The organism is Cyclobacterium qasimii M12-11B, assembly GCF_000427295.1.
In the GTDB taxonomy this organism is placed as follows: domain Bacteria; phylum Bacteroidota; class Bacteroidia; order Cytophagales; family Cyclobacteriaceae; genus Cyclobacterium; species Cyclobacterium qasimii.
Genome location: NZ_ATNM01000118.1, coordinates 36,194 through 52,603, shown reverse-complemented (window position 1 = coordinate 52,603; position 16,410 = coordinate 36,194). Strand labels below are relative to the sequence as shown.

Sequence of the window (16,410 nt, the reverse complement as noted above, 5' to 3'; positions counted from 1 at the left end):
TGTTCTTTTAAACTAGTAATCTTTAAGGAAACTGATAATTTGTTTGAAATGAAATTACCGAAAATATTCTTAATTATACCCTTTGTTTTGAATACTGGTTGTACTTCTGTGGAGGATCCAGTAATCAAGCAACCGGGAACAAAACCGCCGGAAGAGGTGAAATTAACGCTGGTAGATAAAAATGCTACCGAGAAAACAAAAGCGCTGTATTCAAATCTTTGGGCACTCCAATCGAAAGGGTTTATGTTTGGACACCATGATGATTTGTTATATGGAAGGATGTGGTACACGGATTCAGGAGGATCTGACACCAAAGAAATAGTGGGGGACTTCCCTGGGGTTTATAGTTTGGATTTTGCGCAGATCATGGATGATAGACATGCCACAGATGACTTGAACGACGACCGTAAAAGGACGATTCTTGAAGCTAGAAGTAGGGGGGAAGTTATAACGGCCTGTGCTCACCTTAATAATCCCTTGACTGGTGGAGATTCATGGGACAATTCCAGCAATCAGGTGGTGAAGGAAATTTTAACTGAAGGCAGTGCCACTAATTCAAAATACAAAGGCTGGCTTGACAGGCTTGCTGCGTTTATGGTTGAATTAAAAGACGAAGAAGGCGACCTGATTCCAATTATTTTCAGGCCTTACCATGAACATACACAGACCTGGTCATGGTGGGGGAGTAGTGCTACTACCCAGGATGAGTTTATTGATTTTTGGAAGTTTACTGTTGATTACCTCATTCAGGACAAAGGAGTGCATAACCTAATATTTGCAATTTCTCCTCAATTAGACAGTCCATCCACGCTGGATAGACTTCTTTACCGATGGCCTGGAGATGATTATGTGGACTTTATTGGGATGGACAGCTACCATGGGACGAATACTGCCTCTCTGGCTACCAACGTGTCCAACCTTGAAAGCCTTGGTAAGCAAAAGATGAAGCCTGTAGGGATTACAGAAACAGGAATAGAAGGTGTTCGGGATGGTTCGGGGAATGAATATTCTAAATACTGGACAAAGGAGATGCTTACCCCCATCATTGGCAAAGACATATCAATGGTGATCATGTGGAGGAACAAGTACGATCCAACCCAACAGGGGCACCATTACTATGGCCCATGGGCACAGCACAGCTCTGCTGCTGACTTTAAGGAGTTTTATAATAGTTCATTTACTTTATTCAGCAAGGACTTACCTGATATGTATACCATGGCCGAGAACATCACAGTTAATTAACTTAGTGATTTCCTCTTGGAAGATCGATTCGAGAATTAATTTAAAAACCTGTGGAGAAATCTCCTCAGGTTTTTTTATGGTGCACCATTAAGAGATAAATGTACAAGTTAAGGTGCTGTCTAATTTTACTATCAAAATTGTCATAGGAAGGCCTTTGGCTACTGGAGTGCTGGGAGTAATGAGATTCTCTAACTAGGAGGGATTGCCATTGACTTTCCTAGCTCAGACTCATATAAAAGGGGTGTTCATTGAGAATTAGATGGTTTTTTAATTCAACCTAATCCTGCATTCTTATTTCAATGGGTTCAAATATTTCAGGCTTCTTTCTTCCTAAAATAAAACAAGCCTGGTCGCCAATTTTCTCCTTATTATAGTGATTGGCTTTTTTTCTAAAATCGGCCAATTCTTCTTTGCTAAACTCTTCTTCGATATTTGAACCCATCAAGGGCTTTCCTTTCTTATACAATGCTGTTCCCCAAAATTGACTGTCCATGCTGTCAAATGTGGTGTTGAATAGCTCTAGGCCAAACTTATCTCCCAAAATCTGCATGGATTTGGTGTTTGGAATAAATAAATGTCGAGGAGCATCAAGTTGAAACCAGTATTCTTTTTCCTCTTTCCAGACCTGTCCATCGGTGACAGGGACTCTGATCAACACCTCTCCACCAGGATTTAAAATTTTTGTCAGGTTTTCAAAAACTTCAATAGCATTGGGCAAATGCTCGAAAGAATGATGAAACATTATGAGATCATAGGTTTCTTCAATTTCAAAAAAATCTTTTTTCCTTATGGAGAACCTTTTAGCTATATAATTTTCTTCCACAAAAGGATCATAACCATGGAGTGATTTAAACCCACAATAGGACAGCTCGGCCAGAAGTTGCCCATTTCCACATCCAATATCCGCGATTTTACTGTTTTTGGTTAATTTAAGAGGTGAAAGCCAATCAAAATAAACGGGTGGACTAATAGATATACCGTATGTAAAGGCCTTGTACCTTAATTTTTTCAATAGGCCTAAAAATGGATTGCTACTATTGAACTCGCCAAAGGAATAATAATTGGAAGGATAGTATTTGCCAAGATCAGCAGGGGGATCCAATAAAAACAGAGATTTACAGGAATTACATTCTGCGTAAGTAAAAGTATCACTAGTGCCAAACATTCGTTCTTTGGCTTCAATAGAAGAAAAGTCATTGGATTGGCAAATCTCACATGTTGTCATAGAATTAATCATTCGGTATTCAAAGATCAAATTGAAGAATTGACAAAAGTAGAATAAAAATAGCCGACTTCAATAATACTGAAATCAGGAATCAGTGATGAAGTGGCTCTTTTAGAATGCTTCCTTCCATTTCAACCTGGTTGAGATAATGAAAGTAATTTGCTAAAACTACCTGGGCATTTCTGAGTGTTGAGAAGGTGGAACAATCCAAAAAACGGTCAATATCACCTTATGTTTTTGAGGTTTCGAGTCTCTTCTTGGTAAGAAAGCAAAAGGAATTTGAGGTTGGTTTTGATTAACGTTCCCCATAAACAATATTTCAATCAAATAAGCGAAGCTATTTTCTTCCGATTTGCAAGAATTAATTTGGGGGATAGGTGAAGCATGAAAACTTAGTTAAACCGGATCAATCTTTTAAAATAGATAAGGGACAGCTGGATTCGGATTTTATAATAGGGGCAACGAATAAGCGCATCAAAAGGAATTTATTCGCGGTGTTTATAATAGGATTCCCTTTTTATTATGTAGAAAGTGGCCTTCTTAAAGTTGACTTTTAGAAGTGATTTTATACAACCAAAGGGTTGATTAATAATCAGATAATATATATTTTGTTTGACTTTTGAAGGTGTTTCACCTAGTTCAGACTAAAAAATTAAGAGTTTTAATAGCCTTTAGAAACGTATTTTAGCTATTTTAGAGAAAGTTCACCTGTTTAATTTTTTTTTACCTATATTGTAGAATAGTGAACAAGGCCAATTTCAATGGATTAGCTTGCACCAAATGGATGTGTCGAGATGATTTGTAACAAATTCTTAGAAATTATAATGGATTCATTTGTAATTTGAGCCGAAAAAATTATAACTTTAAAATTCAAATTAAGATTAGAAACCGTTCAACCTTTAAATGTCTATTAAAAACTACACTATGAGAAAGTTAATCGCTTTGTTCATGCTTTTCGGAATGTTATTTGCTCCGATGATCACAAAAGCACAAGAAGAAACAGAATCAGAAGCTGAAGCTACTGAAGAGGCCGCACCGGTTCAAGCCGCGCCGGCTCCAACTCCAGTTATGACTGATGATGACCTAGTTGCTGAAGAGCAATCTTTTCATCAAGTTATAAAAGACAAGTTTATTGAAGGAGATCCTACTTACATGACACCAGTATTGTTATGTTTGATTTTGGGCTTAGCAGTAGCTTTGGAGAGAATTGTAACGCTAAACCTATCTACTACAAACACCAAGAAATTGTTGGCTAAAGTAGAAAGTGCTTTAGAAGAAGGTGGAATTGAAGCCGCTAAAGACGTTACTAAAGGAACTAGAGGACCTGTAGCATCTATCTTTACCCAAGGCCTTATGAGGTACTCTGAAGGTATTGAGATGGTTGAAAAATCCATCATTGCTTACGGATCTGTTGAAATGGGTCGTTTAGAAAAAGGTCTTGTTTGGATCTCTCTTTTCATCTCTTTGGCTCCAATGCTTGGTTTCATGGGTACTGTAATCGGTATGATTGGTGCATTTGATTCAATTGAAGCTGCTGGTGATATCTCTCCTTCACTTGTTGCGGGTGGTATTAAAATTGCCCTTTTGACCACAGTTGCTGGTTTGATCGTTGCGATTATCCTTCAGTTGTTTTACAACTACTGTGTGGCTAAAATCGATGGTATTGTAAATGATATGGAAGATGCTTCCATCAGCTTAGTAGACATTTTGGTTAAGCATAAATTGACTAGATAATCTAGTCAATTTAATGTTTTTCTAATAAATGAATTATTCACTTATATATTTAAGATAAAATGGATACTACTGATATATTCTTATATGCAGGGTACTTGCTGGTAATCATTGGTGTGATATTGTCTATCATAATGCCATTGATCAACTCCTTGGGAGATCCTAAGAGCCTTTTAAAGACACTCGTTGGAGTGGCTGTAATAGGTGTTGTATTTGGGGTAGCTTATTCTACCGCCAATGGTGACGTAGCTGCAAAATACATGGCTGACCCATTTAACATAACTCCAGAAGGAGCTAAAGTGGTCGGTGGTATATTGCTTACAGTTTACGCCCTGTTTTACTTGCAATTGTTGGGATTGTAATTACGGAAATTAATAAATTAATTAAATAATATGGCTAGCAAGAGAGGTAGAATGGCTCAGGAGGTAAATGCAGGATCGATGGCAGACATCGCCTTCTTGCTTCTTATCTTCTTTCTCGTGACTACGACAATTGCTTCGGATAAAGGGATAATGAACATCCTTCCTCCAAAGCAAGATCCTAATCAGCCCCCACCAGAAGTGGAATTGAATGAGCGGAATATTTTTAATATTCTGATCAATGCAAATGATGATCTTTTGATTGAAGGAGAGTTTAGAAACGATACCAAAGGGCTTTCAGAGGAAATTAAATCTTTCATTTTGAACTTCGGGAATCCTGATGAAGATGCAACGGCGCTATTCAATAGTTTGCCACCATCTTTAAAAGGTATTGCAGATCAAAGCCCTGAATCTTCTGATCATCCTATGTCGGGCGGCGCGGTAATCTCCATTAAAACAAATAGAGGTACCAGCTACGAGACTTACTTAGAGGTGCTTGATTTAATAAAACAGGCTTACTTCGAAATTTATGGAGAGCGTGTGGGACTTTCAGGTGAAGAATACAGAACCCTGTCAGGCCAGTCTGCTGCCGAAAAGGAGCTAATAGACCGTGGAAAAGAAAATATTCCAATGGCCATCTCCATTGCTGAACCTGATAAATCTGGAAGCTAATTATGTCAAAGTTTAAAAGAAAACCAAGGCGGAAACCAATATTCCTACTTCGGCATTACCCGATATTATCTTTATGTTGTTGTTTTTCTTTATGGTAACAACTGTATTGAGAGAACAAACCATATTGGTGGAACAAAAGATCCCCCAGGCTTCTCAATTGCAGAAGATTCAAAAGAAAACTTTGATTTCTTATCTTTATATTGGAAAGCCTAAAAATCCATCATTATACGGTTCTGAACCTAGGTTACAAGCCAATGATGTGTTGATTAATACTTCTGATATAGTGCTATGGGTAAACCAACAAAAAGATGCGCTTTCGGAAGCTGAAAGAGATCAAATTTGGATTTCGCTGAAAGCAGATAGAGATGTAAAAATGGGACCAATTAGTGATATTCAATTCGAACTTAGAGAAGCAGACGCTAGGAAACTTATGTATGCATCTGTAGGTAAAGTTGAAAACAACTAACTTAAGGATTTTATAAATTATTAAAAAAGCTGTTTCTTCGGAAACAGCTTTTTTTTTGCTCAAATTATTTTTCACTTCGTAAATCAGGTTCCCTAAAAATCCGATTTCTTTTTTATCACTGAGTCTTTTCAGAGCGAATGTGAATTTTGTTGCTTACTGATTTAAGTAAGATTTCACCAATCAATTAATTTTTTTGTTCAATGCGCTTTCTGCAAAGTAAGACTCCCCGTCGATGAGTGGGAAGGTCTGTTTTGGGAGTTATTACTCTTTTTGAACGGTTTAACCTGGACTTAATGTTCTAATGACAGCATCACCTTACTTGTGTGACTAATGTCATATTGTACCATAAATTTTACTCGTAGTTTTATGCTATCATTAAATGAACTGAAATCTACTATGAAAATAGAACAAATTTATACCGGTTGTTTAGCTCAAGGAGCGTATTATTTAGAATCTAATGGTGAAGCTGCTATTATAGACCCATTGAGAGAAGTCCAACCTTACATCGACAAAGCAGATAAGAACGGGGCAAAAATTAAATATATTTTTGAAACGCATTTTCACGCTGATTTTGTTTCCGGACATATTGACCTTGCAAAGAAAACCAATGCCTCAATTGTCTTTGGACCAACAGATATGGAATTGGGTTTTGAAGCTACAGTAGCAAAAGATCAACAAGAATTTATCCTTGGAAAAAGTAAAATCCGAGTAATACATACCCCTGGACATACCATGGAAAGTTCGGTCTTTCTTTTGATCAATGAGGAAGGGAAGTCAGAAGCATTGTTTACTGGTGATACCTTATTTATCGGGGATGTTGGTAGACCCGACCTCGCTCAAAAAGTAATAGCTGACCTTACCCAAGAAAAACTTGCGGGATATTTATATGACTCCTTAAGGGAGAAAATTTTACCCTTGCCAGATGATTTGATCATCTATCCTGCACATGGTGCTGGAAGTGCCTGTGGTAAAAATATGAGCAAAGAAACGCATGATACTTTGGGTAACCAGAAGAAAACAAACTATGCCTTACAAGAGATGTCTAAGGAATCCTTTACTGCTCAGGTATTAAATGGTCTTACTCCTCCTCCTGCCTATTTCCCCCAGAATGTAATGATGAATATAAAGGGATATGACAGCATAGACGAAGTTCTAGAAAGAGGACAGGAGGCACTTTCTCCTGAGGATTTCGAATATTTAGCCAACCAGACTGGAGCCATAGTTTTGGATACACGAAGCCCTGAAGTATTCGCAAAGAGTTTTATCCCTAATGCTATTAACATTGGTATTGATGGAAGCTTTGCAGTGTGGGTAGGAAGTCTCATTCCTGATGTCAAACAAGAACTGTTAATCGTAGCAGAAAAAGGCAGGGAAGAGGAAGTGATCACCAGGTTGGCTAGAGTTGGTTACGATCATGCCATTGGTTTTCTAAATGGTGGGATAGCTGCATGGATAGCAGCAGGTAAAGAAATAGACATTATACCATCCATAGATGTTGATGAACTCAAAGACCTTTCGATCACACATCCTGAGAATCTTGTCTTGGATGTTCGTAAAGCAAGTGAACACTTTAGTGAGCATGTTATTGGTTCTATTAATGCGCCCTTGGATTACATAAACGAAAGTATGAACCAAATTGATAAAGACAAAACCTATATGGTTCACTGTGCGGGTGGTTATCGTTCTATGGTTTTTTGTTCTGTATTGAGGGCCAGAGGCTATGATAACTTGATTAATGTGAAAGGTGGTTTTGATGCCATTAAATCCTCTGATAAGTTCAATATCAGTGAATATGCATGCCCTACAACGATGTTATAAGGTTGGGATTTGATCCTTTGTGGCAATAGTATTCTTGAACGATATATACTGTTAGTAAAATTAGGGTCCCGTTGGTATTTAGCGTTTACTTTCGGGGCTCTTGAACCTAATCAGACGTTTATTTTGTTCTCTTGGGAAATTTATTCTATGCCCCGAAAACCCATCTAATTGTATTGCTGAATAAAATCACTTTCTATCTTTCTTTAAGCTTTCTACGGTCATTGTCGATAGTCTAACTCTGTGTTCAACCTGATTATTCGATTGGTCTCGTATTAGCTTGCACTAGCCTTTATTCGGGAAGTGTTGTGGTTACTAGAAAGCTATTTCGTGATACATTATCATTTGTAAACAAAAAATAATTTATAATAATGAATGAATTCTTGAACTGGCTCAGTCAACCTTGGCCATGGTATATTGCTGGGCCTATGATAGGTCTTACAGTACCCATACTCTTATTATTGGGAAACAGGTCCTTTGGCATCTCATCTTCCTTAAGGCATATTTGTGCGGTCTGTGTACCTGCTAAAATCCCTTTCTTCCAATACAATTGGAAAGAAGAAGCCTGGAACTTAATGTTTGTGACAGGTATATTAATAGGGGGATTCATAGCTGCAATGTTTCTATCAAATCCTGAAACGATTGTAATTGCTGAAAGCACCCAAAGGGATTTGAATGCTTTGGGAATAACAAATTTTGAAAATTTATTACCAGCAGAGATATTTAGCTGGGATAATTTATTTACCCTCAAAGGCTTGTTTTTCTTTGTAATTGGTGGTTTTCTGGTTGGATTTGGCACCAGGTATGCAGGTGGATGTACCTCAGGTCATGCGATTATGGGAATAAGTAACCTTCAATGGCCATCAGTAGTAGCAACAATATTTTTTATGATTGGAGGATTAGTAATGACTCATTTGTTTTTACCCTTCATCATGAATTTGGTAGGCTTTTGATAAAATTAACGATTCAAATAAAAAAATATAAGCATGTTATTAAAAGAAAATGACGCCTTAGCGGCTGATGAAAATGCTATTTTAGCTGCTAAAGTAAAACAAGGAGAAACGGGTCTGTCTTTATTGAAATACCTTTTCGTAGGAATCGTATTCGGGATAATTTTTGTAAAAGGAGAAATTATTTCTTGGTTTAGGATTCAGGAAATGTTCAGGTTTCAATCCTTTTTTATGTATGGCGTAATTGGTTCTGCCATTCTTGTTGGAATGGTTTCCATACAGATAATCAAAAGGTTTTCAATTAAAACCATCAATGGTCAAGTCATAAAAATAGCGGATAAAAAATTCAATAAGGGACAGATTTATGGCGGTTTTATTTTTGGTTTGGGTTGGGCCATTACCGGCGCTTGTCCAGGTCCATTGTTTGCTCAAATAGGTACAGGTTTTACGGTGGTGATTGTTTCTTTTTTGAGCGCTGTCGCCGGAACTTGGGTTTATGGAAGGTTTGCTGATAAACTGCCAAAATAAGCCATAGGATTATTGCAATTCTTTATGCCTAAAAAGTAATTAATGAGGAGGATTATTCACTGCTTATTCTGGTGAAGCCTCCTCATCTACCAGCTCTCTCAAATCTACAGGTACAACTCTGGAAACTCCTGTTTCTATCATGGTAATGCCATAAATTATATCTGTACTTGCCATGGTTCGCTTATTATGAGTGACAATTATAAATTGGGACTCATTCGAGAACTTCTGAATGATTTGGTTGAATTTATCAATATTGGCATCATCTAAAGGTGCATCTACCTCATCGAAGATACAAAATGGTGCAGGTTTTAGCAGATAGATGGAAAACAATAAGGAAGTGGCAGTCAAAGTCTTTTCACCACCGGATAGTTGATTGATAGACAATGGACGTTTCCCTTTAGGCTTTGCGATGATTTCAATACTACTTTCCAAAGGCATGTCAGGGTCTGTCAGCTTTAGGTCGCAATCATCTTCTTCAGTAAACAAAGACCGAAAAACCTTAACGAAGTTGACTTTTATCTTTTCAAAAGCATCTGTGAAAGTTTCTTTTGCTACTTGATCAATTTCTTGAATGGTAGACATCAATGATTCTTTCGCTTTGATGAGGTCGTCTTTTTGAGTGGTAATAAAGGTATGACGCTCCTTAATTTCGTCATAAGCTTCCATTGCCATAGGGTTAATAGGGCCTATTTTTTCTAATTTTGATTTTGATTTTTGGACCTCTTCTCTCAAAGAGCTTTCAGTTTTAGAAGCGTGTTCATCTTCTAATTCCGGGTTTTCCTCCATGATCTTATCCAGGTCCAGCTCAAATTCTACACTCAATCTTTCTTTGATGGCATTAAGCTTTAGATTAATTTCATTTGCTGACTGCTTTAGATCCATTAATAAATTATCCGACTGCTCTTTTCTTCGTTGGATTTCTCTAATGGTTTTTTCTACTTCATCTATTCCCCCCTTGAAGCGTAATAGTCTTTTTCAGCTTCATTTACCCCGGATTCAATGCGCTCTTTCTCTCCGTAGAGTTCAATTAGCTCGTCATCCTTTACTTCATTGTTGTCAATTAGGGATTTTATTTCTTGTTCAGTTTGCCCCATTTCACCTTGAGCCTTTTCGATTCGCTGTTTGCTACTTTCGTAAGTACTTTGTTTGAAGGTGATTTCCTGAGCTATACTTTGAAGTTTGTTTAATTGTTGATGGTAAAGAATGTTCTCTTCATTGTATTGAGAGGATCTGTGTGAAAGTTCTTCTGAAGCTTCCTGTAAGTCAGAATTTATATTGTTTATTTCTTCCTCCAGGTATTCAAAAGCTTCTTTTTCCTCCTTTAATAAAGGCCCTAAGTTTTCCAGTTCCTCTGTAAGAGTGAAGATTTTTTCTTCGATGTCTTCTTTTTATTGGCATTTGAAGTTAGCATTTCAGCCAACTGCTCCTTCTTGGTTTTGATTGAAACAAAATCTTGATTCAATTCATTTACGATCGCTTGTTTTTCTTCAATCGCTTGTTTAAAATTAATTGCTTTTAATTTCGAAAGTTCAGCAGTTTTTTTATCCAGGTTAGCCCTGGTTTCATTCATCTTTTTCTGTAGAATTTTAATTTCTTTTTCCAGCTTTTCAAGATTCTTTGCCCTACCTATCCTTTTGCCCTCAAATAACCCAACTGAACCACCAGAAATGGTAAACTTTCGATCGATAAATTTCCCACTTTCTGTGATAAATATTCCTTCCTGCGTTTTTTGGAACCTGGTGAATGTCTCCTGCAAATATGTAGACATCGTCCAATAAATAAGCCACCAATGGCGCATATTTAGAATCATACTCTATAATTTCTGTCGCTGCTACAGCATCTGGAAAAAGCTTGTTTTGGCTTGCTCTAAATTTTTCAAATCTTTCCAGGACAAAGAAATGTGCTTTCCCTTTGCCCGAATCGCTTAAGAGTTTTACTGCAGCAATTGCTTCTGTGTCATTGTCAACTACATAATAATTCATGTAGTTTTCTAAAAAATTTTCTATGGTAACCCTATACTTTTCATCAGTAGTGATAATGTCTGAAAGCAATGGCATGTTTTTGCCCCACTGACTGTTTTTTCTCAGAAACTTAATGGCCTCTGGAAAACCCTCCAGGTTGTCAACTAGGGATTTTGTAAGTTGGAATTCATTGCTTTTCGCGTCCAGTTTACGGTTCACCTGCGTAAGCTCTTCCCTTATCAATTCCTGCATTCTGCTGGTTTCTTCCTGCTTTGCCAGGTGAGCAGCCTCTTCACTCTTTAGGCTTTCAAAGGCCTTGTTTTCTTTGTCTAATTGAGACTTGATTAGTTGAAGTTTGTCTTCAAATCCAGCAAGATTTTCTATTTGACTGTTGTCATCTGTAGCTGTTTTTTCCAACTCCTGCTTTATAGTAGTGAGTTGTATTTGTTTAATTTCCTGACTTTTAGATAGCTGGTACATTTCGTCTCGTTTGCGAGCGAAAGTACTTTGCATTACTTTTTGTTTTTCTAAAGAGGCATTGTGCATTGCCTTCTTTTCCTCGTAAACGGCTTTTAATTCATTTACAGTAATTTCTTTTTCATTGGTGAGTTTTTCCGAAATTCTTTGTTCTTGTTCGAGAGATTTTATACTGAACCCCGCTCTTTCATTGCTTTTCTTATCCTGTTCGATTTGCTCACGCAATTGATGGGATTTGTCCTGAAGGAACCTTAGCCTTTCATTTTTAATTTTTTATCACTTTCAAACTGACGAATTTTATTAACGTGTTCATTTAAGGCTTTTTGCCTACTTCCCAGTAGTTTTTCCTTGTTGATCATTTCTGTTTTAAGGTTTTCCAGAAATGCGTCTTTATTCGCTAATGTTGCGTTTAGTTGTACTTTTTGATCATTTTCGGCTTCCAGCTTATTGTTCAGGTTTATAAGGGAATCGCGTTGGTCGAAGACTCCTTTTTTTGCGAGAGCGATGCTGGCCGATTTGTAATCTTTCTTTATTTCAAAATATCTGGTCGCCTGTCTGGCTTGTTTTTCTAGGGACTTTAAGTTTTTTCTATTTCAAACAATAAGTCCTCGACCCTGTCGAGGTCTACATCTGTATCTCCTAGTTTTTTAAGTGTTTCTTTTTTTCTGGTTTTAAACTTAGAAATACCAGCTGCTTCCTCAAATAATTCTCTTCTGGAATTGTTTTTATCATTGAGCAATTCATCGATCATTTTTAATTCTATTATAGCATAGCTATTAGAATTAATCCCTGTGTCCATGAATAGGTTTGTAATGTCTTTTAAGCGACAGGTGATGTCATTCAATAAATATTCGCTTTCCCCTGAGCGGTAATAACGTCTGGTAATTGTGACATGCGTGTATTCTGTAGGCAGCAGGTTTTTGGTGTTTTCAAAGGTCAGAGAAACCTCAGCCATGTTGAGTTGCTTTCTATTTTTGGTGCCATTAAAAATGACATTTTCCATTTTGTCAGAACGCAACATTCTGGTTTTCTGCTCTCCAAGTACCCATCTGATGGCATCTACAACATTTGATTTCCCACAACCATTCGGGCCCACTATTCCAGTGATTCCTTTGTCAAAGTGGATCATCACTTTGTCGCCAAAACTTTTAAAACCTCTGATTTCTAATTTGGAGAGTTGCATGTAGTAGATTTAAACCTAAACAAATTTAACCTAATCCATTCAATTTTCAAATGGCTAAAATGGTAAGCTTTCAACGGCCTTTATTTACAATGGATTACATGGAGGCCTGATTGGTTTAAAATGGATATTTTGAAATACCCATCCCTTCATTCCGAAATCTTAAAAATTGCATGGATAGTGATTTGGTCTACTTAGAAAAGATTGTAAATAAACTTATGAAATTGATTTTAAATCCCTGAATTACAAACTTTTTTAAATTAAAAATTTTTGAAATTAAGGCTTAAAAATGTCGAAATAATTAATTTTTTAATTGAAAAAGGCTAATTATTGAGCTAAAGTGAGCGTATATAAATAATGGTAATTTAAAAAGGGTTACAAAAATTTGAACGGACGACAATTACAATTATTAGCAACTACCAAAATTGAATTGTAATCTAATGGCAAGTTTTGTTTATTTGCTTTTTGCATACCTGATTTTAATAGTCTAAATAAAAATTATTGATGATGACTCCTAAAAATACCGCGAAATTGACGATCCACCCTTTGGGTTTTGTTTCCTTTTTTTTGCGGGGATTTAGGGTGATGGGTGATGTGTCTACAGAAAATGACCTTAGGATAGAAGGCGTTATTCAAGGAAATATAAGGACCCGAAAAAAGGTTGTTATTGGAGAAACAGGACAAGTAATTGGGGATATAGAAGGAGCTGAGGTTGTGATTTTAGGGGAAGTTGTAGGTAAGGTAATAGGCTCTAAAACTATCGTCGTTGGGAGTAAAGGGCTACTTCATGGAACAGCCATCACAGATGATTTACACGTGGAGTTTGGGGCAGAAGTAGATGCAAGCATTCAAAAATACAGTGCGATTACCACAGAGGTACCTCTTGAACTGTCGAGTGTAACAAACAAGGGCACAGATGAAGCGAAAAAGATCATAAATCCCCAAGACAAGGAGCTGATTTCAACAATAGCGGTGCTCAATTAATTGTCATCGAAAAGAAGGTCCTTTATAAGGATGTATGTATTCAGTTTTTTACTTTATGCATAAAAAACCAGATCACTTTTGTCTGGAATGAATGTTCTTGATCCGTAAAAGCATATCATTAGCTACTTTTTGCTAGAACAATTTTTCCTTTAGCCTATATTCAATTGCTAGATATTGTTTTCCTAATTATGCGGTTAGCATTAATTTTCTAAGGAGTTAATTGAGTTTGCGAAATTCTGATCTGACAATACCATTTTGGAAGCCAACTCTACGATGCTTTCAAGATTCTTGCTTTTAATGTCATCGCCGTTAAGGATGTATTGCGTAATTCCTGATTTATCAATAAAATAAATAGGGTTATCAATTAATATCTCTTTTGAAAGCATTTCTTCCAGGTTTTTTTTCACCTCATTTTTTGGTAGGTAATAGATAGGGAAAACCAAGAAATCTTCCATGTGTGAATTGAGCCAGTTGACGGAAAATAAGTGTTCTTCAAAGGTGTTCTTATTAAACCCTATGAGATGAAAGTTTAATTTCTTGAGTTGTTTTAAGGCCAATTCAAACCTATTTCGACCTTCCTTGGTTTTAGGAATTAATTCAGAAGGATTAGTGCAAATAATAATTCTTTTGTTTTCGATTATAGACTTTAGGTTGACATTTTCCATAGCGTGTTTTTCACGATAACGTTAGGGAAAGCGATGTTTTTACTGCCTAGAGAATTGGTTATTGGATTCGTTTTCATGGTAGGGTCTGGTTTTGTAATAACTAAATGCTTTTGTTAAACAATACTATAATTTAAGCAAATTTAATTTAATTATTAATAGAAAAATTAAAAGTTTATCAGTATATGATTAAAATCATCTATTGAGTTAACTTTAATCTTGATTTTTATAATTTTGGTATTGAATCCCCATAAATCGGTCAATGGTATTCTTAGGAAAACCATTGAACCTTAATTATTGATACCCATCAAAAAAATACCCTCATACCGGATTATTTTTGTAAATTTATTTTTAAATCATCCGATAGGTTCATGGACAGTAGTACAGTATTCTATATTATTGCAGTAATCATTTATTTTATTTACACTTCATTTGCCAAAAAGAAAGCAGATAATGAAGGTCCAGAAATGGATGAAAATGACAATGTTCCTAATCAAGGGCCTTCTTTCGAGGAACTCTTGCGTGATATTCGAAATGAACAACATCAGGAAGTTCCAGAAGAAACGGAAGAGGAATGGGTTGAACCAATTCCTAGACGGGGATATCAAGAATTAAATAAGACCGAAGAATATGCTGAGGTAGAGAAACCTCCGGTAAAAGAAGGTGAGTTCATTAGTGCCTATCGTGGTGTTCGTCAACCCTTGGTTAAACTAGATGATCAGGTTGATATAGAAAATGATCAAAAACTCCTAGGGGAGGTTGTTGATGTCGCTGGAGAGTACCAAAATGGAAATAAATACGCTAGACTTCTTAAAAATCCTGAAACAATAAAAGAGGCAGTCGTATTGACTGAAGTTTTTAATAGAAGACATTTTTAGATTTACGCAGAAATAATTAATTCACAACAAAACTTCGCAGAAATACAAATATGATCCAACGTTGGTTAAAATCTTTGGGCCCTGGACTAATTACCGCAGCATTGGTTTTTGGTCCCGGTAGTCTTACAATTACTTCCAAATTGGGAGCTGTTTATGGCTTCCATTTACTTTGGGTAATTATTATAGCAGCATTGTTAATGTTAGCTTTTACAGGAATGGGGGCAAGAATAGGCATGGCCTCTGAGTTTTCACTTATCACCTTATTTAGAAATAAATGGGGCAAGGCCGCTGCCTTGCTTGCAGGAATTAGTGTGTTTTTCGTAACTGCCGCCTTCCAGGCAGGCAATACGGTAGGCGCAGGATTAGCCTTGTCCGAATCATTGGGGCAGACCAATAGTTTATGGATTGTAGTGATTTCCTTAATGGCTATCTCCTTGCTGTTTTTCAAGTCTTTCTATAAAATCTTAGAGAAAGTAATGATGCTAATGGTTGGGATTATGCTCATCTCTTTCCTTTTTACCATTATTATTGCGCCACCGGCTTGGGATCAGGTATTGACAGGATTGAATCCTAGTATTCCTCAAGGATCTTTTATATTGGTAATCGCTTTGGTAGCTTCGAGTTTCTCTATTGCAGGGGCTTTCTACCAATCTTATCTGGTTCAGGAAAAAGGATGGAAAAAAGAGGAATCCAAGGATGCTCTACGAGAAAGTTATACAGGAATTGTCATACTAGGTCTTATTTCTTCAATGATAATGATCAGTGCGGCTACTATTTTATATCCTAAAGGAGTAACAGTAACTTCGGCAGGGGATATAGGGATGGCCCTTGAGCCTGTTTATGGTAAATTTTCCTTTATGGTTTTTATGGTTGGCTTATTTGGGGCTTCATTTTCCTCTTTACTAGGGAATGCAAGTATCGGAGGTACCTTGCTGTCTGACTCCTTGTCTTTAGGGCGGAATTTAAATAGCACTCCAGTAAAACTGTTAATATCGCTTATTATTATAATTGGCGCAGGTATAGCATTAATTTTTGGGAGACTTCCATTAGAACTTATTGTTTTCGCCCAAGGGATTACCATTTTTGCAGTGCCTTTCATAGGATTAGGTCTGTTTTTGATTGGTAACGATACCAGCATTATGGGATCCTTGAAAAACAATACCTTTACCAATGTTGTTGCAATTATTGGTTTATTGGTGCTATTCACCCTGGCTTTTAGCAACGCTTACTCCTTGTTTATTGCCTAAAACAGTACTATTCAGGCCAATTGATATTTGTTC

The 16,410-nt window shown here is 36.7% G+C and carries 12 protein-coding genes and 2 pseudogenes; 11 read left to right on the top strand and 3 right to left on the bottom strand.

Annotated features, from left to right (window positions below):
• Positions 1-48 precede the first annotated feature (48 nt).
• Positions 49-1,242, top strand: a complete 1,194-nt coding sequence (locus ADICYQ_RS14470; RefSeq protein WP_040416415.1) for a glycoside hydrolase family 26 protein — start codon at positions 49-51, stop codon at positions 1,240-1,242.
• 277 nt (positions 1,243-1,519) lie between these two features.
• Here ADICYQ_RS14470 and ADICYQ_RS14465 read toward each other — a convergent pair whose 3' ends face one another.
• On the bottom strand, positions 1,520-2,467 hold the full coding sequence (locus tag ADICYQ_RS14465) for a class I SAM-dependent methyltransferase (protein WP_051160229.1): 948 nt from the start codon (positions 2,465-2,467) through the stop codon (positions 1,520-1,522).
• 924 nt (positions 2,468-3,391) lie between these two features.
• Between ADICYQ_RS14465 and ADICYQ_RS14455 the strand changes: the two genes are divergently transcribed.
• The 7 genes and pseudogenes from ADICYQ_RS14455 to ADICYQ_RS14425 all read left to right on the top strand — a co-directional run bounded on the left by ADICYQ_RS14455 (position 3,392) and on the right by ADICYQ_RS14425 (position 8,988).
• Complete coding sequence (locus tag ADICYQ_RS14455; RefSeq protein WP_020892832.1) at positions 3,392-4,201, top strand: MotA/TolQ/ExbB proton channel family protein; 810 nt, start codon at positions 3,392-3,394, stop codon at positions 4,199-4,201.
• 59 nt (positions 4,202-4,260) lie between these two features.
• Positions 4,261-4,560, top strand: coding sequence for a hypothetical protein (locus ADICYQ_RS14450; protein ID WP_020892831.1), 300 nt, complete (start codon positions 4,261-4,263; stop codon positions 4,558-4,560).
• A gap of 30 nt (positions 4,561-4,590) precedes the next feature.
• Positions 4,591-5,229, top strand: a complete 639-nt coding sequence (locus ADICYQ_RS14445) for an ExbD/TolR family protein (protein ID WP_020892830.1) — start codon at positions 4,591-4,593, stop codon at positions 5,227-5,229.
• A 2-nt stretch (positions 5,230-5,231) separates the two neighbouring features.
• A pseudogene (locus ADICYQ_RS14440) lies at positions 5,232-5,695 on the top strand (ExbD/TolR family protein).
• 396 nt (positions 5,696-6,091) lie between these two features.
• Positions 6,092-7,513: an MBL fold metallo-hydrolase gene (locus ADICYQ_RS14435; RefSeq protein ID WP_040416421.1), complete on the top strand. Its 1,422-nt coding sequence runs from the start codon at positions 6,092-6,094 to the stop codon at positions 7,511-7,513.
• Positions 7,514-7,881: 368 nt separating this feature from the next.
• On the top strand, positions 7,882-8,463 hold the full coding sequence (locus ADICYQ_RS14430; RefSeq protein WP_040416411.1) for a YeeE/YedE family protein: 582 nt from the start codon (positions 7,882-7,884) through the stop codon (positions 8,461-8,463).
• 33 nt (positions 8,464-8,496) lie between these two features.
• Positions 8,497-8,988, top strand: coding sequence for a DUF6691 family protein (locus tag ADICYQ_RS14425; protein ID WP_020892826.1), 492 nt, complete (start codon positions 8,497-8,499; stop codon positions 8,986-8,988).
• A gap of 63 nt (positions 8,989-9,051) precedes the next feature.
• Here the strand turns inward: ADICYQ_RS14425 and smc are convergent.
• Positions 9,052-12,609: pseudogene (gene smc / locus ADICYQ_RS14420) on the bottom strand (chromosome segregation protein SMC).
• A gap of 501 nt (positions 12,610-13,110) precedes the next feature.
• Between smc and ADICYQ_RS14415 the strand changes: the two are divergent.
• A complete protein-coding gene (locus ADICYQ_RS14415; RefSeq protein ID WP_040416408.1) occupies positions 13,111-13,590 on the top strand; it encodes a bactofilin family protein in 480 nt (159 codons plus the stop codon).
• Between the two features lie 200 nt (positions 13,591-13,790).
• Here the strand turns inward: ADICYQ_RS14415 and ADICYQ_RS14410 are convergent, their stop codons facing one another.
• Positions 13,791-14,255, bottom strand: a complete 465-nt coding sequence (locus tag ADICYQ_RS14410) for a redoxin domain-containing protein (RefSeq protein ID WP_020892819.1) — start codon at positions 14,253-14,255, stop codon at positions 13,791-13,793.
• Positions 14,256-14,623: 368 nt separating this feature from the next.
• Here ADICYQ_RS14410 and ADICYQ_RS14405 point away from each other — a divergent pair, with 368 nt between their 5' ends.
• Positions 14,624-15,130, top strand: coding sequence for a hypothetical protein (locus ADICYQ_RS14405; protein ID WP_020892818.1), 507 nt, complete (start codon positions 14,624-14,626; stop codon positions 15,128-15,130).
• 50 nt (positions 15,131-15,180) lie between these two features.
• Positions 15,181-16,377, top strand: coding sequence for an Nramp family divalent metal transporter (locus ADICYQ_RS14400; RefSeq protein ID WP_020892817.1), 1,197 nt, complete (start codon positions 15,181-15,183; stop codon positions 16,375-16,377).
• Positions 16,378-16,410 lie beyond the last annotated feature (33 nt).

Coding starts and splice junctions, on each gene's coding strand:
- ADICYQ_RS14400 (WP_020892817.1), top strand. CDS start 15,181: ATGATCCAACGTTGGTTAAAATCTTTGGGCCCTGGACTAATTACCGCA.
- ADICYQ_RS14435 (WP_040416421.1), top strand. CDS start 6,092: ATGAAAATAGAACAAATTTATACCGGTTGTTTAGCTCAAGGAGCGTAT.
- ADICYQ_RS14415 (WP_040416408.1), top strand. CDS start 13,111: ATGATGACTCCTAAAAATACCGCGAAATTGACGATCCACCCTTTGGGT.
- ADICYQ_RS14445 (WP_020892830.1), top strand. CDS start 4,591: ATGGCTAGCAAGAGAGGTAGAATGGCTCAGGAGGTAAATGCAGGATCG.
- ADICYQ_RS14410 (WP_020892819.1), bottom strand. CDS start 14,255: ATGGAAAATGTCAACCTAAAGTCTATAATCGAAAACAAAAGAATTATT.
- ADICYQ_RS14405 (WP_020892818.1), top strand. CDS start 14,624: ATGGACAGTAGTACAGTATTCTATATTATTGCAGTAATCATTTATTTT.
- ADICYQ_RS14430 (WP_040416411.1), top strand. CDS start 7,882: ATGAATGAATTCTTGAACTGGCTCAGTCAACCTTGGCCATGGTATATT.
- ADICYQ_RS14470 (WP_040416415.1), top strand. CDS start 49: ATGAAATTACCGAAAATATTCTTAATTATACCCTTTGTTTTGAATACT.
- ADICYQ_RS14425 (WP_020892826.1), top strand. CDS start 8,497: ATGTTATTAAAAGAAAATGACGCCTTAGCGGCTGATGAAAATGCTATT.
- ADICYQ_RS14450 (WP_020892831.1), top strand. CDS start 4,261: ATGGATACTACTGATATATTCTTATATGCAGGGTACTTGCTGGTAATC.
- ADICYQ_RS14465 (WP_051160229.1), bottom strand. CDS start 2,467: ATGACAACATGTGAGATTTGCCAATCCAATGACTTTTCTTCTATTGAA.
- ADICYQ_RS14455 (WP_020892832.1), top strand. CDS start 3,392: ATGAGAAAGTTAATCGCTTTGTTCATGCTTTTCGGAATGTTATTTGCT.